The sequence below is a fragment of the 'Nostoc azollae' 0708 genome (genome assembly GCF_000196515.1).
Classification (GTDB): domain Bacteria; phylum Cyanobacteriota; class Cyanobacteriia; order Cyanobacteriales; family Nostocaceae; genus Trichormus_B; species Trichormus_B azollae.
On sequence record NC_014248.1, the window covers coordinates 4432424 to 4453703 of the forward strand.

At 39.5% G+C, this 21280-nt stretch carries 16 protein-coding genes and 5 pseudogenes; 7 read left to right on the forward strand and 14 right to left on the reverse strand.

Annotated features, from left to right (window positions below; all coding sequences use genetic code 11):
• Positions 1–86: 86 nt before the first annotated feature.
• Together AAZO_RS20690 and AAZO_RS20695 are read left to right on the forward strand one after the other, a co-directional pair.
• Entirely contained in the window at positions 87–734 is a 648-nt protein-coding gene (locus tag AAZO_RS20690) for a hypothetical protein (RefSeq protein WP_013192703.1), read from the forward strand.
• A 195-nt stretch (positions 735–929) separates the two neighbouring features.
• A complete protein-coding gene (locus AAZO_RS20695) occupies positions 930–4508 on the forward strand; it encodes a CHAT domain-containing protein (protein ID WP_013192704.1) in 3579 nt (1192 codons plus the stop codon).
• 57 nt (positions 4509–4565) lie between these two features.
• Here the strand turns inward: AAZO_RS20695 and AAZO_RS34350 are convergent, their stop codons facing one another.
• From AAZO_RS34350 to AAZO_RS41730, 6 genes and pseudogenes are all read right to left on the reverse strand, one after another.
• Positions 4566–4835, reverse strand: a complete 270-nt coding sequence (locus AAZO_RS34350; RefSeq protein WP_144031348.1) for a hypothetical protein — start codon at positions 4833–4835, stop codon at positions 4566–4568.
• Positions 4836–5147: 312 nt separating this feature from the next.
• Positions 5148–5384, reverse strand: a complete 237-nt coding sequence (locus tag AAZO_RS20700; RefSeq protein WP_228371752.1) for a phage portal protein family protein — start codon at positions 5382–5384, stop codon at positions 5148–5150.
• Positions 5385–5425: 41 nt separating this feature from the next.
• A pseudogene (locus AAZO_RS31670) lies at positions 5426–5953 on the reverse strand (transposase); the annotation flags it as partial.
• Positions 5954–5987: 34 nt separating this feature from the next.
• Positions 5988–6467, reverse strand: coding sequence for a transposase (locus tag AAZO_RS20710; protein ID WP_041641662.1), 480 nt, complete (start codon positions 6465–6467; stop codon positions 5988–5990).
• A gap of 93 nt (positions 6468–6560) precedes the next feature.
• Positions 6561–6728 carry a winged helix-turn-helix domain-containing protein gene (locus AAZO_RS44145; protein ID WP_187289539.1) on the reverse strand — a complete coding sequence of 56 codons (168 nt, stop codon included), beginning with the start codon at positions 6726–6728 and terminating at the stop codon, positions 6561–6563.
• A gap of 106 nt (positions 6729–6834) precedes the next feature.
• Positions 6835–6963: a hypothetical protein gene (locus tag AAZO_RS41730; protein WP_266886501.1), complete on the reverse strand. Its 129-nt coding sequence runs from the start codon at positions 6961–6963 to the stop codon at positions 6835–6837.
• Between the two features lie 150 nt (positions 6964–7113).
• On the opposite strand from AAZO_RS41730, the pseudogene AAZO_RS31680 reads away from it, so the two are divergent.
• Positions 7114–8218 (forward strand): annotated as a pseudogene (locus AAZO_RS31680) (IS630 family transposase).
• Between the two features lie 120 nt (positions 8219–8338).
• Here the strand turns inward: AAZO_RS31680 and AAZO_RS31685 are convergent.
• The 3 genes and pseudogenes from AAZO_RS31685 to AAZO_RS20740 all read right to left on the reverse strand — a co-directional run.
• Positions 8339–9056: pseudogene (locus AAZO_RS31685) on the reverse strand (IS701 family transposase); the annotation flags it as partial.
• A gap of 134 nt (positions 9057–9190) precedes the next feature.
• Positions 9191–9697, reverse strand: a complete 507-nt coding sequence (locus AAZO_RS20735) for a PIN domain-containing protein (protein WP_013192706.1) — start codon at positions 9695–9697, stop codon at positions 9191–9193.
• Between the two features lie 22 nt (positions 9698–9719).
• Positions 9720–9986, reverse strand: a complete 267-nt coding sequence (locus AAZO_RS20740; protein WP_013192707.1) for a hypothetical protein — start codon at positions 9984–9986, stop codon at positions 9720–9722.
• A gap of 226 nt (positions 9987–10212) precedes the next feature.
• Between AAZO_RS20740 and gatB the strand changes: the two genes are divergently transcribed.
• Together gatB and argJ are read left to right on the forward strand one after the other, a co-directional pair.
• Positions 10213–11688: an Asp-tRNA(Asn)/Glu-tRNA(Gln) amidotransferase subunit GatB gene (gene gatB / locus AAZO_RS20745; RefSeq protein WP_013192708.1), complete on the forward strand. Its 1476-nt coding sequence runs from the start codon at positions 10213–10215 to the stop codon at positions 11686–11688.
• An 870-nt stretch (positions 11689–12558) separates the two neighbouring features.
• Complete coding sequence (gene argJ / locus AAZO_RS20750; RefSeq protein ID WP_013192709.1) at positions 12559–13800, forward strand: bifunctional ornithine acetyltransferase/N-acetylglutamate synthase; 1242 nt, start codon at positions 12559–12561, stop codon at positions 13798–13800.
• A 96-nt stretch (positions 13801–13896) separates the two neighbouring features.
• Here argJ and AAZO_RS20755 read toward each other — a convergent pair.
• Together AAZO_RS20755 and AAZO_RS35755 are read right to left on the reverse strand one after the other, a co-directional pair.
• Positions 13897–14685: pseudogene (locus tag AAZO_RS20755) on the reverse strand (peroxiredoxin-like family protein).
• A 708-nt stretch (positions 14686–15393) separates the two neighbouring features.
• A pseudogene (locus tag AAZO_RS35755) lies at positions 15394–15645 on the reverse strand (hypothetical protein); the annotation flags it as partial.
• On the opposite strand from AAZO_RS35755, the gene AAZO_RS44150 reads away from it, so the two are divergent.
• Both AAZO_RS44150 and AAZO_RS20765 read left to right on the forward strand, forming a co-directional pair.
• A complete protein-coding gene (locus AAZO_RS44150; protein ID WP_049790872.1) occupies positions 15633–15824 on the forward strand; it encodes a transposase family protein in 192 nt (63 codons plus the stop codon). The pseudogene AAZO_RS35755 and the gene AAZO_RS44150 sit on opposite strands and share 13 nt — an antisense overlap.
• Positions 15825–16028: 204 nt before the next feature.
• A complete protein-coding gene (locus AAZO_RS20765) occupies positions 16029–16310 on the forward strand; it encodes a transposase family protein (protein ID WP_144031349.1) in 282 nt (93 codons plus the stop codon).
• 297 nt (positions 16311–16607) lie between these two features.
• Here AAZO_RS20765 and AAZO_RS20770 read toward each other — a convergent pair whose 3' ends face one another.
• From AAZO_RS20770 to AAZO_RS20780, 3 genes are all read right to left on the reverse strand, one after another.
• A complete protein-coding gene (locus tag AAZO_RS20770; RefSeq protein WP_013192710.1) occupies positions 16608–17825 on the reverse strand; it encodes a M20 family metallopeptidase in 1218 nt (405 codons plus the stop codon).
• 182 nt (positions 17826–18007) lie between these two features.
• Positions 18008–18685, reverse strand: coding sequence for a dethiobiotin synthase (gene bioD, locus AAZO_RS20775; protein WP_013192711.1), 678 nt, complete (start codon positions 18683–18685; stop codon positions 18008–18010).
• 78 nt (positions 18686–18763) lie between these two features.
• On the reverse strand, positions 18764–20530 hold the full coding sequence (locus tag AAZO_RS20780; RefSeq protein WP_041643556.1) for a serine/threonine-protein kinase: 1767 nt from the start codon (positions 20528–20530) through the stop codon (positions 18764–18766).
• Positions 20531–21280 lie beyond the last annotated feature (750 nt).

Here is a 21280-nt window from a genome sequence, read left to right on the forward strand (position 1 = left end):
ATTCACCCCTATTCCCTGATAACCCAATAGCAGCTTGTCACGGACATCGCTAAAATTTGAAGAAGCAACATTCAATGGTGGAGCAGATGCTCAAGCGGCTAATTCAGTGGCTCAAAAGATTATTGCGAGGTTTATTTGGGAGCAGAAAAATTCCCATTTCTACCAGACAGGATGCGGACACAACAGTAGCGCCACCTCTTACCGATACGGATCTAGAATTTTTGTTTACAGAACTTTTAACAGGAGTTCATCAATCCAGAGGCCAGGCTTGGACGCAAAACTGGTTACATAAAATACAGCATCGTGTCACTACGCAACGTTGGTTAGAATGGTTAAATCAATTTGGCGAAAGATTATTAGCATCGAAGAAAGCTAATAACGAATTAGCAGCGCGATTAGTACACCTAGGTGAGTTAGGCATAGGTGAGATTGGCGACCTTGCCTATAGTATTGGGATGCAATTGTTGACGCGTAATCAAGGTGAACCAATTTGGGAATATGCGGGTCCTGATGTTGTTAGCCAAATTACTTTAGCACCTATAACTTACATGGCATCGGAAGATGAAGATTTTGCAGAGGAAGAATACCAAAGTGTAACTTGGGATGAATTATTGGTGATATTGCAGGAGCATGAGAACCTGCGCCAGCAAATTGCTCAAGATTTGGGAATTGAAACTGATGATCCACAGATGATGATTCAGATGCTGATAAATCAATCACAGACATTTGGTTAGTCTTCTCCACAGAAAAATTGAAATGATCAGCAGAATTCAGAATTGCAGAAGTAAAACCCTGATGTATAAAGAGTTTCATGATCACTCGATATCCTAATGTCCTTGTCTGTTGCTATAATTCACCAGTCTGTTAGGTAATTCATGATTTTTTTTGACACAACGATGGCTACAATCTAGGAGAGAGAAAATGCAAGAATGTGGCAAATGCTCAGGTGGCTATTGCAGTGGCTTAACAGGTTTATGAAGTATCCTTTTAACAGTCGTCGGACTCATGATGCCAACGATAAAAAGGGTCATCAGGTGGTAGAGTCTCTACCTGAATTAACCAATGCTGATCTAGAAGTATTGTTTAACGAGCTGCTTGAAGGTGTGCATCAGGCGCGGGGAAAACAATGGGCGCTGAAGTATTTGCAGCGGATGGAACCACGAATTACTGTTGAACGTTGGATAGATTGGCTGCTGATATTTGGTGAAAGATTGTTATCTTCACCTGCACCAAATAGTCAGATAGCAACGCGAATGGTTAAATTGGGTGAACTCGATGTTGGTAAAGTTGGTGAACTTGCATCAGAAATTGGTGTCCAGCTATTGAGTCGTGAGTTTTTAGCCCAAAGGTATGTCGAGAATCCACAAGCAGTGGAGGTGGAAACAGCAGTAGCAGTAGTGGCAGATACTCCTGGGCAACAATTACTGCGGGACTTTGGTGAAGAGTTATGGGAGCATGATCAGGAAGAACCGGTGAACAACATCACACCAGTATCCTTAAGCTTGGAGGAATCATGGACAGGGAACTCAGAACAGTGGAGTGCTCAAAATTTAGAACAACATACATCTGAGGCTGTTATTTTTGAGTATGTCCAGGAAGATAATCCCACTGCGATTGAGGAAGTAGAATCTGTTAGTGATTCTTCTTTGGCAGAGAATTGGGATCAGTGGCTGGTAAGTTTAGAGCCCAAGGTGGCACATACTCTGGATGAGTTGGTGGTAAGGTTGGAGCAAAGCACCAATTTAGTCCAGCAACTTGCTTCTGAATTAGCTATTCGCGATGAACGCCAAGCATTAATTCAGCGTCCTAGTTTTCAAATAACTGTAACTAATCAAGCTCAAGCATGGTTTTATCAAGGTTTACAGCAAGCTAAATCTGGCGATTTGTTAGGGGCGCTGGCTTTTTATAATCAAGCTACTAAACTAGAACCAGAATCGGCTGAGTATTGGTTTAATCAAGCTTTAACCTTATTCCATTTAAAACGTTTTGAAGAAGCGATCGCAGCCTATGACCAGGCGATCGCACTCAAGCCAGATTTCTTTAAAGCCTGGTATAATCGGGGGGGAATTATGGTCGAATTTGGCGACTTTGACGGAGCGATCACTTCTTTTGACAAGGCTATAGAATTGCAACCCAACTATCAAGAAGCTTGGTCTAGTAGGGGTTTAGCGCTGCTGAAATTAGGACTGATTTGGGAAGCAATTTCCAGTTATGACCAAGCCTTGGAGTTACAACGCCAAGACCAGGAAACTTGGTATTATCGAGGAGTTGCCTTGGCTGTAGGAGAGCAATATGAAGATGCGATCGCCTCATACAACCAAGCTATAGAAATTCAACCAGACTATCACGAAGTTTGGATTGACCGGGGAGTAGTCTTATTTAACCTCAAGCGCTGGTCAGAAGCCATTGAATCCTGGGATCAAGCCCTCTCTATTCAACCAGACTTTTACTTAGCCTGGTATAACCGAGGCATCGCCTTGGAAAACCTAGCCAGACGAGAAGAAGCCATTACTTCCTATCAAAAAGCGATCACCATTAAACCCGACTTTCACCCTGCATGGTACAACCAAGCCGTAGCCTTCTATTATTTAAATAGATTTGCAGAAGCCATTTCTTGCTATGACAGCGCCTTAGAAATCAAACTAGACTACTGGGAAGCTTGGCTTGGTCGTGGTGGAGCCGTTGGTAACTTAGTCAATGACAAATTCTCCCTGAGTTTATCCAGTACTATAGCCGCATCCAATCCCAATCTAAATCAGCTTGGCTATGAGGGCAAATTAGCCACATATCAAGAAGGCTTTAAATATCTTCGTCCAGATACTCACCCCGAAGGTTGGGGAAGATTGCATCTAGCTGCTGGTAATACACATTACGAACACGGCAAAAAACAATCCACACCCCGCTATTTTTGGCAAAAAGCCGTATCTGAATACCAACAGGCACTCTTAACCCTCACAGCCGAAGATTTCCCAGAATTACATCTTGATGGTTTACAATCTCTCACCAAAGTGCTTATCCGTTTGGGACAAACAGTAACAGCCCAAGAATTACACCAACATGGACTAGGCTTATTACAACAATTACTTAATCAAACAACCCGTCCTGAACACAGTAAGAAACAACTAGCTTTAAAATTTGCGGGTTTAAGACAAATGGGAGTTGACTTAGCAGTCAATATAGGTGATTTAGTAGAATCTTGGGAAATTGCCGAACATTGTAAAAATACCTGTTTAAAATTACTGCTTTCTGATTGCCATGATGAAATTTACTCTCCCAACTATGAAGCCATTCAACCTCTACTAAATTCTACAACAGCCGTGATTTACTGGCATCTTAGTCCAGCAGCCTTACACACCTTCATTATTAAACATGAAGCTCCTTCACCCATACTGTTATTAACACCAATACAAGATATAGAAGCTATACCCGAAGCCGTGCAACGTCTAGTTGAATTTGAAAACTGGCTAGAAGATTGGGAAAAACAATATCAAGAATATCGTCAAATACAAGATATAGAAAATCAGTACAAACATTCTTGGTGGGTAGATATAGAACAGAAGTTGTTACAACTGCAAAACATCCTCAATATTTCTACAATTATTCAAGAACTTGAAGGTATCTCCAAACTGATTGTAATTCCCCATGGTGATTTACATAAATTACCTATCCACGCACTTTTTCCACTCAATCAGAAAAATTCACTCAATTACACCATCAACTATTTACCCAGTATCCAAATAGGCCTGGACTTAAAAACATATTCATTATCAAATTGGCAACAGCAAAAGTTCCTCAGTGTTGAAAATGTAGAACATACAAATGATAGCCAGATAAAATGTGCTGATTTTGCATCGGCAATTATCAGAAAAATGTTTGATAATGCCCAACATATCCAAGGTTCACAAGTTACGCAAGATAATATCGAAAATGCCTTAGCGGCAGATTACAATATCTTTCACTTTACTGGTCATGCTATCAACAATTTGAGTGAAGCTCAAAAATCAGCTTTAGTTTTAACAAGTGAAGAAAAACTGACTCTAGCAGAAATTAGTCAACAGACTTTTAATACTTACAATCTGTTTACTCTCCCAAATTGTGAAATGGTTAGTAATCACAGTCAGAATATCAACAGTGAATATGTGGGTTTAGCAGCTGGTTTACTAATTCGTGGAGTTCCAGAAGTGTTGAGTACACTTTGGATTGTTGAATCATCTGCGACAGCTTTAGTAATTATCGAATTTTATCGCAGATTACTTTTCCATAAATCTCCAGTTACTGCTTTAGCTGAAGTCACAACTTGGCTGAGAGATATAACAGTTGGTGAACTAATCACATGGTATGAAGATTTACTCACTAATCTGCATTCAGATGAAGTTAAATTGAGGAATTATGTAATGATGGAAGTTGATAAATATCGTCAGTTATCACCTCACAAACAGCCTTATCAGCATCCTTATTATTGGGCTGCATTTATCATTACAGGATGCGTTCAAGCAGATGAGAATTGACTTTGAACCTAATTCATCAATAAAATGAAAAGCAATCAAAATTTTGAAAATAAGTTACTAAACCTCTTGCAAAATTAATTCTATGGTATAGTCGGGGTTTGAAGTTTTGTTACGGCTAAACTTAACTCGTAGTTGTAATTGATAAGCTGTGAAAGATACTCGCCAAATTGCGACAGTGTAAACCTCGCCAATAGAGTAGAAATAGAGTAGAGAATATTCCAGTATTTGAAACAGTGGCGACATTTTGACGCGATTGCACGTTCCCGCCCAGTATGAAGGCGATAGCCTCCGGTCAGAATCAATCAATGGAGGATTCAGACCCGCCACGTTTTTGGATCAATGTGATCGTTTGCTGTAGGCCAAGGATTCCCTAATAATCCAGGTCTGACTATGTAGCGTGTTACATAGATTGATTAATCATTTTATGTGACTTTGATTAATCAATCTATGTGACGCGTTTATCAAATTATGTGACACAACTTAACCACAAATCAGAACCGAAGTCCAACCGTAAATTTTCAGCCTTGGATATCCATGCTTAAATAGCTAATCCATGATCAGCATTGATAAAAATCATGGAAATAGCCGACCTAGAGTTTGACTCTATAGAATTTCAAGATATAACCGGACAATATCGCCTCATTCAGGGTTACTCACTGAAAAACCGTGAGGAATTACGATCCTGTCTTTCACAAGTACAAAAATCTTGAGACAATAAATATCCATCCCCTCTGGGATAATCACCCCCGCATCCTGAGCCAAAGCCCGCAGCGTATTTAGTAGCTTGTTCTGCTCCTCTTTAGTTGGATTTTGTCCATACTTACCCACAGCAGTTGGCATCCCAAACTTTTCACAGAAAACCGACCAAAAACTAATCCCCTACACCCTAAAGATAGGTAACGGGACGTAAACAAAAATCAAGCCCAAATGTAGCCTAAACTGGCTTGATAAGAAGGAAACACCTCCGGATTCCAGTTGAACCAATCAATAAATAGAAAAGATATGGCTGTTCTCAACCCTTCTAAAGCTGCAGTAAAAGTATTCAAAGGTTTCTTAGCCCACCTTGGTCTTAATCCTCCAGTCCACTGATGGCAAATAATAAAAGTGTAGGCACAGAAAACCAAAATAAAATGGCGCAGTCAACTGCTGTTATCTCAAACTTGAGATTCGTTGAGTCCTAACCATCCCTTGGCTTCCCTGTAAACAACTTCTACCCAATTTCTTTGAGAATATGTATCGACTATCCATTGGGGTGTGACAATTGATGAAGAAATATTGGTCATAAAGTAGTCAATATCAGTGGCTTGAGAGAAAGTTGAAGCATTGATGACGATAGTAATATTGCCCTTTCCAGTTAAGGGTGATATTTCTACTTCTTTAGTTACTACCCATAATATTTTGGGTTTATCTAACTCCAGTTGAATTTCTGTAAAAGCCTCTTGGGGTCAACTTTATGCTAATTCATCTAATACCAATTCTCTATGAGGCTGCACAGAATAAAGCTTGGTGAAACAGAGCTTCAAGGATGAAATTATAACTGGTCAAAGAGGAGATGACCTCAGAAGATAATTGAGCTAATTCATGTTGAACTCCTTGACGCAATTGGTCGAGATGTGAGAAACTTTCACCTTTGAACTGACGTTTAATAAACTCCCATAATCGCTCCATGGGGTTAAGTTGAGGAGAGTGAGATGGTTGAAAAATGGGAATAATATTTTCAGGGCAAGACAGTGCCAAAGCTTGGTGTGCAGAAGCTTGATCCATCTGCATTAATGCCATATCAGAACCTAATTCTTGAGATAGGACATCCAAGAATTTCTGAAAATTTTCACTGTTTAGATGAGGATATTCCTGACAAAAATGCCATCCAGAGGTGGGTTCAACAACTCCATAAAGCCAAAATGCTTTTCGTGGCCACTGCACCCTCACTACAGGTTTAACACCACGAGCCGTAATCACTCACTCCTCCAGTTTCGGTCTTCAAACCTAATCTGGTTTCGTCCTGGCACAGGTAACTCAGTCGTTTTCCCCCACCCAATAGTTTCTCTAAAGCTACCAAGGCAAGGGGGATGTTTTTTTTTTAAGGTTTATAGCTTGCTCATCTTGTGATGAGCTGATGGGTCGAGGTACTTTCAATTTTGCCCCTAGTTTGTAGGGCACTAAACTGTAAACTGTCTTGTATTTGACTTGGACGTGCCATTCTTGCTCTAGCCATTCCACAATTTGCCTATAACTGCTAAACCCTTGGGGGGATTCTAACTTGGATATTAGTTGTGATAGTATTTCACCTTATTAAAGGAGTTACCCCAGGCGCAGTTTTTACCTCTCAAAGATAAGATAGTCCTCCTTTTCCATACCTTTGTAACCATCCTGTGATTGTTGACCCATCTCTGCCCAATCTTCGGCTCACTTCTTGATGCTGGGTTACTTGTTCTATTTTTATCCACCACAGCATTTATAAACGTTATTTGTCTAATGCTGTCCGCGTATTTTTCAGGCTTTTTGACAAATACTCAGCACTTTCTTGAACTTCTAGTAGTCCACCAAGGCAATGTTGCTGGGTAAGCCCCTCTAATTGATAAACTAGTCAAAAAAGGGGTTGACCATGGCAAAAAAGTATGTTTTAGATTTAAGCGAAGAGGAAGTTTTACAACTGCAAGCAATCCTCAAAAAAGGAAAGCACAAAGCAAGAAGTATAACCCGTGCAAACATTCTTTGAATGGCATCTGAGGGAGAAACGGACACGGCGCTGCCGCAGTTCGAGTTCATGTTGCCAAGGTGGAAAGGACAAGAGAAAAGTTTGTGATTGGTGGATTAGAGTTTGCTTTAAAGGATGGGGAAAATCCACCAAAACCCAAAAAATTAGATGAAAAACAAGAAGCATTTTTGATTGCGACTGCTTGTTCTAATCCGCCAGAAGGAAGAGTGCGTTGGACAATGCAATTATTAGCGGAGCATTTAGTGAAGGTTGGTATCATAGATTCCATTTCAGACGAAACAATACGCCAAACTCTAAAAAAAATGAAATTAAACCGTGGTTAAAAGAACAGTGGTGTATTCCCAAAGTTAACCCAGAGTATGTGTTCAGAATGGAAGATGTTTTGGATTTGTACAATGAGCCATATGATCCGAAAAAACCTACACTCTGCCTAGATGAATGCCCATATCAATTACTAGAAGAAGTAAGACTTCCTTTGCCACCAGAACCACATCAGCCTGAAGGTTATGATTGTGAGTATAAACGCAATGGTGTTGTAAATTTATTTGGCTTTTTTGAACCAATAGCCGGGTGGAGGCATATTGAAGTTACACAAAGTCGGACAAAAGCTGATTTTGCCAAACAATTAAAAGATTTAGTAGATTTTTATTACCCCCAAGCTGATGTGATACCTTTACTTGTTGATAACCTAAACATTCATACTCCAAGTGTTTCATATGGAGTTTTCTCTCCACAAGAAGCACGCCGCATTATTCAAAAATTAGAGTTTCTCTATACTCCTAAACACGCTTTTTGGTTGAATCAAGTAGAAATTGAATTATCAGTTTTATCTCGCCAATGCTTAGAACTAGGTATTCCTAATGTAGAAATATTATCTTCTGAAATTGCTATTTCGGAGTCACAGCGTAATCAACAAAAACCCAGTGTTTATTGGGGTTTTAAAACCAAGGATGCACGTAAAAAAATGCAGCGTTTATATCCGAGCATTTAACCTAGCAAAATTGCCTTGGCAGACTACTAGATTGAAAGGGCGTGCCATTGCTTCCTCATGAGTCTTTATCTTCCATGTTCTTTATTCTACAGTTCTATGTACACTCATTTAGACTTGGTATAACCTAATTAATGGTGGACTATCCTCTTGGTCACTGGCAAGGACGTTGGGATTTTTAGCTAATCCTCCTCAATACTTTAAATTCTGATTTTCTATCTTTAATAAGGAAGACCTATTGTGGCCATATCCAGCATCTATAATTACTATTCCTGATTGATAACCAAGGCTTAAGGTCAGATGTATTAATTTAATTCCTAACTCAGGTTTGTTCTCAAATAGAGGGTCTTGTTTCCCTTTGGGTAAAGAATCACTGTGGTGATATAACTCTATATGTAATGGTAAGCTTTTACTGCCATCATATCATATAGATGTGTTGTTACTACTACTATCCCATTATCCGTGTTCCCAATTTCTCCAATATATTGTCTTCCTACTCCATCCCTAAAGTTCCCACTTTTTCTATGGTCATAATCATCAATTATTAAGCTAAATCCTCTGGTGATTCTCCTCTGACTACACTTGTTCATCATCTCTAACCGACGGTCATTGACTTGGGAACTGGACCAAGGTGCTTCACTTAAAACGTGGTGTAATCGGTGGTAGGTCATCCCTAGGGCATTCTCTGCCATTTTAAATAGGTTTTTTCTCTCACTTCCACCCAATCATCCCCCTAAATAATGTCTAAACTCTCTTCTTTCCCCTTGATGAGTAAATACATCATCAAATCACACCATCTTTCAAGCCATGGTGCCATTGCTGGGGCAGTGGTTTCTTTCATCAGCTTCTTTTAACGTGAAAGCTACACCGAAATCCCATTATACTCCTCTTTACTCTTAACTTTTGTTTAAGTCCCGGTAATGGACAATATCCCCGGCAATTATTCTGCAAAAGAATCTTCATGGAAATAGAAATTTACCAGTTTAAAACAAGAATATTGTTAAAGTTAATTACATCAACTTCGACATTGTGAAGATAATTCTCTAACTTCAGCTCACCAGTTAGTACGAGATAATTACCTTGAGCTAGAGTGAGGATTACACTGTGAGTAAGTCCGAATTTTATCAATTTATCAGCACTCACAGCTTCTTGAGTTTTTATATAGTTTTCATTTAAAATATGCACATTTTGAACAAATACCGCAAATATTGCAAAGCACTCAGAACGTTCAGGTTTACCAAATTGATTCGCAAGGCTGTTAATCTCTGTGAGAATATTTGGAGTTGTGACAAGGTTCTTAACCTCTGACATCAATTTTAGCAAAAGCTCATAATCTTCTGGGATAAATTGCTGCGTTCGATGAAATTTAGTCATCCGTTCTTTATTCACACTCCCAACTAACAAAAGAAACAGGATGTTTGTATCAATTAAACTTCCCTTTTGGCTATAGCGACGGATCAGGTCATTAATGAAATCTTTCATAATTTTCTAATTTTCATTGCTTCTACCTCTCCAGTTTGTGAGTTAACTTTGAGAACTGTACCCCGTATTCTCTTGGAGAAGTTGGTATAACTAATCCAAGAGTAGTAGTGAGACTATTCTCCTGGGGTTTTATAGGCGTATCAAAACCCAAGGTAATTAACCGAAAATATCTGTCTTCTGTTAACTCAACTTCTTCAATCCTCAAATCTGGTAATGAAGAACCCATGATATATTTGAGGGATTCTATATATTTAGAAGCAGTACTTACACCAGTTTGTACATCAATCATACTCTGATTATCTTTACTGTGTAATTGTTCTAACTTATTAGACTATTATTTCTGATTTCATAAATTGTTTTTCTTCATATCTCATTAACATTGTTAACACGACTAAATGAATATATTAATTAGCAAATTCCAGAAACCCGTAAACCTTAAATCAGAAGAAACTACCCTAGAGAAAGAACAAAACCGCTAAAATAGTACCCTAAAGAAAAATGATCAAAATGGTAATATGACCACAGCCAGACCCGTAAAAACAGAATACGAAGCAATTATCGGTTTAGAAACCCATTGTCAACTCAGCACCAACACCAAAATATTCTCCAGTAGTTCCACGGCGTTTGGTGCTGACCCCAACACCAATATTGACCCGGTGTGTATGGGTTTACCTGGAGTCTTACCCGTACTCAACGCCAAAGTGCTAGAATATGCGGTCAAAGTCGGTTTAGCATTAAATTGTCAAATCGCTAGATATAGCAAATTTGACCGTAAACAGTATTTTTATCCTGACTTACCGAAAAATTACCAAATTTCTCAATATGACTTACCTATAGCTGAAGATGGTTGGATAGAAATAGAATTGGTAGACGATGCTGGCAATCCTATCCGCAAACGCATTGGTATTACCCGTCTGCACATGGAAGAGGATGCAGGAAAACTCGTACACGCAGGAAGTGAAAGACTGTCTGGTTCTAGCTATTCTCTCGTAGACTATAACCGCGCGGGTGTACCTTTGGTGGAAATTGTTTCTGAACCTGACTTGCGTTCTGGACAGGAAGCAGCGGAATATGCATCAGAATTACGCCGGATTGTGCGGTATCTTGGTGTTAGTGATGGGAATATGCAAGAAGGTTCTCTGCGTTGCGATGTAAATATTTCTGTGCGTCCTGTGGGAAGAAAGGAATTTGGAACGAAGGTAGAAATCAAAAATATGAACTCCTTTAGTGCTATCCAAAAGGCGATAGACTACGAAATTGAGCGCCAAATTGCAGCTATTGAAGCTGGAGAACGGATAATTCAAGAAACCCGTCTTTGGGAAGAAGGTTCACAACGTACTAGCAGTATGCGCGTTAAGGAAGGTTCTAGCGATTATCGTTATTTTCCAGAACCCGATTTAGCAGCTATCGAAGTTACTGATGTGGAGTTGGAAACTTGGAAAAGTGAATTACCGGAATTACCCGGGCAAAAACGCCTTCGTTATGAAGGTGAGTTGGGACTTTCAGCTTATGATACGCGAGTCCTGACAGAAGATCGCCCAGTAACTGATTATTTTGAAAGTGCGATCACTGCTGGTGCAAATCCCAAAGCTGCGGCTAACTGGATTACCCAAGATATTGCTGCTTACTTAAATAAGCAAAAACTCGCAATTTCTCAAATTGGTCTGACTGCCGCTAATCTTGCTGATGTGATCACTCGCATTGAAACTGGTAAAATTAGCAATGCTCAAGCTAAGGAAAAACTCACAGATTTATTGAGTGGTGTTTCTCCTGAAAAAGCGTTTGCAGGTCAGGAGTTAATTAGTGATCCTACTGTACTAGAACCCATTGTTGATGAAATCATAGCCGCTAATCCTCAACAAGTAGAAAAATACCGTGGTGGTAACACTAATCTCAAAGGTTTCTTTGTTGGACAAGTATTGAAAAAGACAAACAAACGTGCTGACCCCAAACTCACTAATGAGTTGGTGGAAAAGAAATTGAATGCATAGCACTCAGCAAAGGACAGAATAGATGGTTTAACAGTTATAAGAAAATGGGTGATACCCCTCATCCCTTCAGTGCTATACTTTGCTACTTAGATACACCCTGATGATTTGGAGAGCTATTCAATTGGCTCTCTTTCTTTCAGAGAATTTACTGCTTCTTCAATTGACTAATGAAAATTAGGAAATGAAGAATTAAAGTAGTAATTATACCTCTTACAAAATTGTTTCTGTGGTATGATAAATAGCTTTAGATTGTATGGATTTTTGGTGTTCTTTGCGCTCCCTAATTGAAACATAACCGTGTAACTCTAACTTTTGGCTAAAACAAAGACAAGCCCCTTTTATAACATAAAATTAATTCTGCAAGAGGTCTATTCTATTGATTGTATGAATTAGTCAAAATCGGGTTGACAAACCATTGCGTTAACGAGTATTACAACGCTGCCAAAATAACAAAAATCTTTGGAATTTCCTTTATAAAAATTCTCAAAAAGGGGCTTCACCCCCCGTACTAAAAATGTTATACTTTGCTAGTTAGATGCACCCTGATGATTTGGAGAGCTATTCAATTGGCTCTCTTTTTCAGTTTTTATTGTTAACTAAGTGCAACAAAAACCTTAAGTAAACAGCTGATACAATTACATTGTATCATTATGTATCACTAACTATACTGCTTGATCGCAGATTGGCTCAACTCAATATTAATACGATTAATACTTATAACGTCAATTACTTGATGCAAGATTGCCGTCATAAAGATAAACTCACAATAAGGATATATATGGGATAGCTGACCTAATTTTAGGAAAGCAATCTACCGACTTACACAATATATATATATATATATATATATATAGTTGTTGGGGAAAAATTATGGGAGACTGGCAGGAAATTACTGGTGGAGTGACAGCAGCTAGAGGTTATAAAGCAGCGGGAATTACAGCTGGTCTAAAACCTTCAAGATTGCCGGATTTAGCGTTAATATTATCAGATGTGGATGCGATCGCAGCTGGTGTTTTTACTACTAGCCACGTCAAAGCCGCTTGTGTAGATTATTGTCGTCAACGTTTGCAAGCCAAGCACAGCGCCAGAGTCATACTTTGCAACGCTGGACAAGCCAATGCAGCCACAGGTAGCCAAGGTGTCAAAGATGCGCTGGAGACTGTAGACTTATTAGCCAAAGAATTGCGTATTTCCCCGGAAGCGATTTTACTGGCTTCTACTGGTGTAATTGGTCAAAGAATTAAAATGGATGCTTTGCGGCGTGGTATACCCAAGCTAGTAGCCGCACTTGCTGAAGATGGCTCAGATGCAGCTGCAGGAGCAATTATGACCACAGATTTAGTCACCAAATCCATTGCTCTAGAAACAAGTATCAATGACCGACCAGTGCGAATTGGTGGAATAGCCAAAGGTTCGGGGATGATACACCCTAACATGGCCACCATGCTGGCATTTGTTACTTGTGATGCGGCGGTTTCATCAACACTTTGGCAACAAATGTTAACAAGAGCAGCGGATAGAAGTTTCAATTCTATTACCGTTGATGGTGATACCAGCACCAATGATAGCTTAATTGCTTTAGCTAACGGTGAATCTCGCACCCCAGCCATTACCGAAATGGGTGCAGAAGCCGAGAAATTAGAAGCCATGCTAACAGCAGTATGCCAGCATTTAGCCAGAGCCATCGCACGTGATGGTGAAGGTGCAACTTGCTTAGTAGAAGTAAAAGTCACCGGCGCACCTGATGAAACAGCAGCGCGACAAATTGCCAAAACCATTGCTGGGTCTTCCTTAGTTAAATCTGCAATCTTTGGCCGTGACCCCAACTGGGGACGAATCGCCGGCGCTGCTGGCCGTGCTGGAGTACCTTTTGAACAAGAAAACCTGCAAATTAAATTAGGCAATTTCTTACTGTTTGAAAATGGTCAACCTTTACCTTTTGACAAAGCATCTGTCAGTGCATATTTGAAACAAGCAGCCGCAGGTGCTTACATGAAAGAGGATACGGTATTAATTTCCGTTACCGTCGGTAATGGTAATGGAACCGGTAAAGCTTGGGGTTGTGACTTGAGTTACGACTACGTGAGAATTAACGCCGAATATACAACTTAAAATTAGCCTCCAACATGATTTATATCCTCGAATTCTTAAAGAATTCGGGGGTCTAGTGAGGCTACTTTTCTTGCTTTTTCTATTCAACTACTTAGTTTACATACAGCTATCTATTTTCCACAAAGATAAAAAAGATAAAGGTTGACTCATATTAGCAGCAAACGCCAAAATTCCTGGATCTCGATGTTCATAAACTAACTCACCTTGACTATTAAACAAAAAGGTTGCACCACGCTGAGTTAAATAAGCAGAATTAGGTACATAAGTCTGCCAATTTTTCAGCACTTCCACCATATTCCGTAGCCTTAAAGTAGCTAATTCAAAAGGACGTTGAAAACCACTTCCTCCTGCTAGTTGAAAAAATGAACCTTTAAAAGCTGGTAGAGGTTTATTTTCTATCATTTCATCATCACCAATGAGTTGAGGCGCTTGGCGATCACCTCTATATCCGCGAAAAACTTCGCCAAGTGTTCCAGGACTACCAATACCTGCACACATCAACAGTAAGTTTAGCCAAGCTTTCTGAGATCCAGAAAGTCCAGGGAGAGAAAAATTCCAACCAGAATAACGATTCAGTTGACGATGTAATTCTGCATTAGGATCAACAAATAAATTTTCCTGGGGAAATCCTGTATATTGACAGAATCTTTTTCCAGAGGACTGACTACCAATTCCCACTGCACGAATAGCGAGTTTTTCATCTGCTAACTTTTCCGCTTCGCGCTTTAACCAGCACGCATATTCAAGACTATCAAAGTCCCCAAGTTGTGGCCAAACTAAAATAAGGATATGTGAGGCAGTTTCGCGATTTTCTAGCAGGGGTTAGATTATGGCATCACTAACACGCTGATGTTTAGTATGATTAAAAATATAGTAGGGGTTCATCAGAAGCAATTAACTCGTATTTACCTATCAAATTGTAGCTGAATGACAGCAGGTTGCAGATCAATGAGGTACAGAACCTAAATTGAAACCTAGACAGCAAGAGAGTTTTACACCTGAGTCCTGACTCCTGCTGTAGTTATAATTCAATCTGCTGTTGCCCCCTAAGTTTATTAAATTCATCTTCATTTAATAACCAGCCGTTTTATCCACTACTTTGTGTAAAGCTTGTCCTTAACGATAGCGCATTAAATTATCCAAGAACAGGGCAATCGCTCGCTCTTTTACTCTGGGCAATTTCTAGAAAAATGCGTTATAATAAGCATATTTGGTAATGTCCATAAAGGACTTTCTGGCGGTAATGGTTATCCCTTTGTCTGGCAATTGTCGGAGGTACATTTCGTACTTTGCAAAAATATTTGTCGGATAAACTTGGACACAAATGTTACATTCAATGGACCGCGATTCGCTAACTAATTCAATCATATAAAAAACCAAAATTAATATTGAAGTAGGTTGGTAAAAAGCGCCACCATATACCCGAATTCTGACATCAATTCATTATTTATTTACAAGATGGAAAAAAGAAGTCGGGGATCTTAGATTTACACAGTTACGAGTTCTTTCGTTTTTGTTTCCTGTATAGGTGCAGCTTTTACCCACACTTGATCCAGCACCCCTTGCATCCAATCTCGGTTGGATAAAATCCTCCTAAAGCTTGTCTAGAAGCCATTGCAGCTTCTCTACTTTCGTTTCCGAAAGGTTAAGGATTAGAGGGATTAAAGAAGGTGTATGGAAGGCAGAGTGAACCATGGCTTTCATAGGTTGGTCAAAAAACTCAATTAGAGAAAGTGCTTGACGGCGACAAGTTTGTATAACGGTCAATCAATTGGCAGGATGTTGGAATAGCTCCAGAGAAAGAGAACCACCAGAGACTTTTCGTTGTGTCAGTGCTAAACCTAACCAAGGAGGGAATATATCTATCTCTAGTAGACCTGAGACAGAAGCCAACATTTCAAACCCTAGGACTATTGTTTGATCTATGCAGGACAAAAGCAAATAACACATTTAATTATTGGGTAGAAATTCTGAGAGAGATGTTACCTGTCTCCCAAATAGAAGAGGCAAAAAAAGATGAGTGAAAGTATCAAGAATTATGGGAAGGACTGAGTGAGTATAAATTAACAGTAGATAGTGCGGAAAAAGCTATAGAAAGACCAGGTGACTATCAAGAGCAGAAAAAATATTCTTCAGGCAAGGAGAAAATACACACTCTAAAAAATCAATTTAGAGTATTGCCAGGAGGTGAAGATATAGTTGATATTTATATTGGATAATTAAGTAAGATAAGCGATAGGACACTATTTAGAAATAAGTGCCAAAACCTAGATGCCAAACAAAGATTTTTGGGAGACAAGGCTTATATAGGAGAAGAATTTATTACCACACCTTATAAGAAGCCCAGAAAAGCTGAATTTTCAGAGATCCAAAAACAAGAAAATAAGGAAATATCTTCAAGAAGAATTGGTGTTGAGCATCTCATATGTAGAGTCAAAACTTTTCGAGTGGCTAGTAATAGATTTCCTTTAGCTGCACATGGTGATAATGGGAGTATGTGGATTAGTTAGGTTAGATCTAAATTATTCATTTATACTAAGTCATGATATTTGAATTATCAGCCTTTAGATTATCTTTTTTAGAAAGCTATATTTCTCAAAACTTTTAATAATTTTGATATTTGCATCCCCAAACCCTTATTTTTGCCTTCAGCCATAATTAGTGTTTCATCCCAGTTATAGTTCGTGTAACGCTTTCACAGTAAGTTTTTTATCTTTTGTGGACAAGTCTATTGCATATAACAGGGAACAGGGGGGATGAGGGAGTATGGCTTACGTCACACTCCTAAATTGCAGTATTTTTCCTGTTCAAGAAAAATACTTTTCCACACATCTGACAAACATCTCCACTCCCATAACTAAAGCAGTTTCATCAAAGTCAAATCGGGGATGATGATGAGGATAATTTAAGTTTTTTGCTGCATTTGCAGAACCTAATAAGAAATAACAACCCGGAACTTCTTGTAGGAAAAATGACATATCTTCACTACCCATAATTTGGCATTCTGGGACGATATTCACAGGGGTTTCTACTACGGATTCTGCTACATTTCGTACTAATTCCGCAATTCCAGGATTATTAATGACTGCAGGATAAAGATTGATATATTCCAAGTCATAATTTGCACCATGACTTTGACACACTCCGGCGATAATTTGCTCAATTCTTTGTTTAAAGAAACCTGCTAAATCGGTATTAAAATATCTGAGTGATCCAGTCATTCTAGCGGTATGAGCAATGACATTCATTTTGGTGCCGGCGTGGAGTTCTCCTATTGTCACCACGGCTGAATCTAAGGGGTTGACGTTACGGGCAACAATTGTTTGCAAGGCGTTGACGATTTGGGCAGCGACTACAATTGAATCAATGGTTTGATGGGGAAGTGCGCCATGTCCACCTTTACCTAAAATTGTACAGTTAAAGAAGTCTACAGCTGCTAACAAAGGCCCTGGACGAACTCCGACTGTTCCCACGGGTAAATCATTCCACAGATGTAAGCCGATCATGGCATCAACATCCGGGTTTTTCAAGACTCCTGCTTCTATCATTGGTTTTGCACCACCGGGGCCTTCTTCTGCTGGTTGGAAGATAATTTTCACAGTGCCGGCAAAGTCTTGGCGATGCTGTTGAAGGTAGTATGCTGTTCCCATTGCGATCGCCGTATGTCCATCATGTCCACAAGCGTGCATGACTCCATCATGCTGGGAACAATAACTCACTTCATTCTCTTCTTGTACTGGTAAGGCATCCATATCAGCACGAATTCCTAACACTTTTCCATACTGAGATTTTTCACCTTTGATAATTACAACAATGCCAGTTTCGGCTATCCCTGTTTGATGTTCAACTCCCCATGCTTGCAATTTCTGGGAAATAAATTCAGCTGTTAATTTTTCTTGAAAACCTAATTCTGGTTTTTGATGTATGCCTCTTCTCCATTCTATTAATTGTGGTTGTAAGGAACGAATTTGCAAACGCACATTAGAGAGATTTTCAGTAGAGGAACTAGGAAAAGTAGAAACCATGATTGGTGATTGGTGATTGGTGATTGGTGATTGGTGATTGGTGATTGGTGATTGGTGATTGGTGATTGGTGATTGGTGATTGGTGATTGGTGATTGGTGATTGGTGATTGGTTATTAGTGGACATTAGGATAATTACTTCCCCATCTTCCTCAGTCCCCAGTCCTCAGTCCCCAGTCACTTATCAAAATAATATTTCCCAATCTAAATTAGATCCAACTTGGGCTAGTTGTTCCAAGTTAGTGGATGCTTCTAAATAAGGTAAACAGCCTAAAATCGGTATGTGTGTAAATGATTCAATTAAATCCGGTGGTGTTAAATCAGTTATTTCTTCTTCAGTGCAGGGTTGGGTACAGTTGAGAATAATCCCACGCAAATCAATTTTAGTTTGTCTAGCTAATGCTACATTAGCCACGGCTTGAGCGATCGCACCTAATCTTACAGGTACAACTAAAACCGTTGGTAATCGCCATTCTCCAGCTAAATCTGCTACTGTCAATTCATACGTAATTGGTGAACCCAAGCCTCCCAGAGATTCCACCAACACAAAATCATGGCGTTTTTGCAATTTTAATAAAGTCTGCCAAACCAAAGCTAAATCTATGGTACGATTTTCCTTGGCTGCTGCGATCGGTGGGGCTAGAGGTGCTTGAAAATACAAAGGTGTAGTTTCTTCTGGTGACTGATCTAGAGCAAAAAGATGTTGATAAAGTTCTCTGTCACCTACCCCAGATTGAATGGGTTTCATAATCCCCAAGCTGCTTTGAGGATAATATTTTTGCCGATAGGCTGCTATGGCTGTAGTAACAACAGTTTTACCAGCCTCCGTATCAGTCCCTGTAATTAGTAGTGTGTTAGACAATTGCTTTGCGATACATTACTCTAAAATATAGAAATTCACCCCAGCAGTTTTCTGTCGGGGGCTATTCATAATTTAACCTTAATTTCTACCGGTGAATCCTGGTGTTGGTGTTGTTTCAGGGCGTTGATTATTTTCTTGTGGGACAGTAGTTGGTGTTTCCATTGGTGTTTCCATTGGTGTTTCCATTGGTGTTTCCATTGGTGTTTCCATTGGTGTTTCCATTGGTGTTTCCGTTGGTGTGGGTGTTTCTGTCGATATAGGTGTTTCTGTTGGTCTCAGTATCTCTGTCGGTGTAGGTGTTTCTGTTGGTCTCGGTATCTCTGTCGGTGTAGGTAGAACTGGATTTTCTAAAGCCACACTCAAACTATAGTCACTTTCTGCCACTCCCTCAGACAGACTTAATTGAATTGTGTATTGACCACTATCCAACAATAAACCCTGATAGGAAGTAACTTGAATGGAGTCAGAACCAATCGGTTGTCCATTGGCCGCTAACACCGTGACCAAAACTCCACTACCTTGGTTAACCGCTACAGTTAAATTTTGTCCAATTTCACCCGCAAAACTGTATTGAATTATTTCATTAGCCTTGAGAGTACCATCTACCTTAAGTGTATTAGATGTGCCTAATTCTAGGCGTTTTTCATAAAAAATAGGTTCTGCATTAGTCGGTGTTGGTGTGGGTGTAAATGTAAATTCGGGTGTTGGTGTGGATGTTAAACCACCAGGGATAACTGGAGAAGGAAAACTTTGAGGTGTGCTTGTGTCTTCCGGTGACGTTTTGGATTGATGGCGAATGGAATTCACCACTGCCCAAGAACCGAATCCTGCTAAGATAACCACCGCACTGCCAATAGCGCCAATCGCTAAGGGGCTATCTAACATGGAGCTACTTGGCTGGGGTGTAATTACTGGATTAGGTCTGTTGGGTCTTGGTGGTAAAGGGTCGGGACGATGACCAACAGCTATAGTTTGTAAATGGGATCGATTTGGCTGAGGAACACTGGGTTGGTCTAGGGATTGTAATACTGATAGCACTTCCTTGGCACTTTGATAGCGATCACCGGGCACATAACTTAAGAGCCGATTCAAGACTTCAGCAAACCGGGGACTGACTGTTACCCACTTCTGCCAATTCCAACTCAGCGCGGTTTCATCAAATAAATATGCTGGTTCTTTCGCTGTCAACAAAACTATTGCCGTTACTGCTAGTGCATACAAGTCACTATTAGGATAAGCCTGACCTGATTGCATTTGCTCACTGGGAGAATAGCCTAATTTACCAACAGTAGTTACTTGCTTTTGTTTTGGGGCAGATAACCGCGTCGCTAGTTCTTTCACGACACCAAAATCAATTAATACAGGCTTTTTGTCAACATCCCGTAAAATCAAATTATCTGGCGAAATATCCCGGTGAATAATTCCGCATTTATGAATATGCTCTAAAATCGGCAACAAAGAGCGCAACAACTGTAATACTTCGGACTCTGTGAAAGCTTTTCCCGCAGCTTGGTATTCAACCAGCAGAGTGTGGTAGGTTTTACCCGCTACATAATCTTGTACCAAAAACAAGCGATCTTCTTGTGCAAACTTTTCCCGAAATTTTGGTATTTGTGGATGGTCGATTTTATATAAAGTAGCTGCTTCTCGCTCAAACAACTCTTGCGCTTTTTTGCCACCATATGCTTCCGTTGTTGCGAGTATCAACTCCTTAATCGCGCAAAGTTCGTTAAAGCGTCTCTGGTCTTCTGCGAGATAGGTTCTACCAAATCCCCCCTGCCCAAGAACGTGAATGATATGGTAACGATTTTGTAAGATAGTACCAACTTTAATGGGTGGTTGCATGATTAATTGATTAAGTGTAACAGCAACTGAGTTAGAAGTTATAGCAGGTGACAGGATTGAAAGTTGTATCTCAGTTTTATCATCAGTTGATGTCCTAACTGCCAAGACAGTTGCTATAAAGCATGAAGTATATGCCACGTTAGTCTTGAAAGACCTGCTTCACTCCATTTTTACATCATGACTGTCGGAAAAATGTCTGCATTATTAATCATGCTATCATCTATAATGACTTGACTAAAATAATTTAATTAATAAATTTTACAATCAATCTTGAAGCGTAATGTAGCTAAAAATGAAGAAAATCGAACTTTTTATCGCTCGGATCCTAAGCAGCTATAATTGACTCCCTAAATATTTAATATAAAATTAACTAATCGATTAATTTGACGCTAGTATCATAGGATAACTAGCTACATCCTGGGTGCTGATATCCTGTCTGGTTCAAGACTTATTATGAAGTCCGCAGGGGTGCAGAGTGCAAAATAGGGGGTAGAAAGTTTGCAGGTTTTTGCACAGATGCAGGAATCACAACTAACCAACCAGACTTGATATTAATCATAGGTGTTCTACTAGTTCTGATGAAAAAAATTCCTATTCTCTGGCATATCTACCAACTTACAACCGTAATTTTCAGGTTGAAAGACCACTAGGACCTGAGAGACGATTTAATTAACACTTTATGTGTGAATAATTTGATCTCAGTTAGAAAATAACCAGGTAGAATAGGTAATCTACCATAGAAAATTCTCA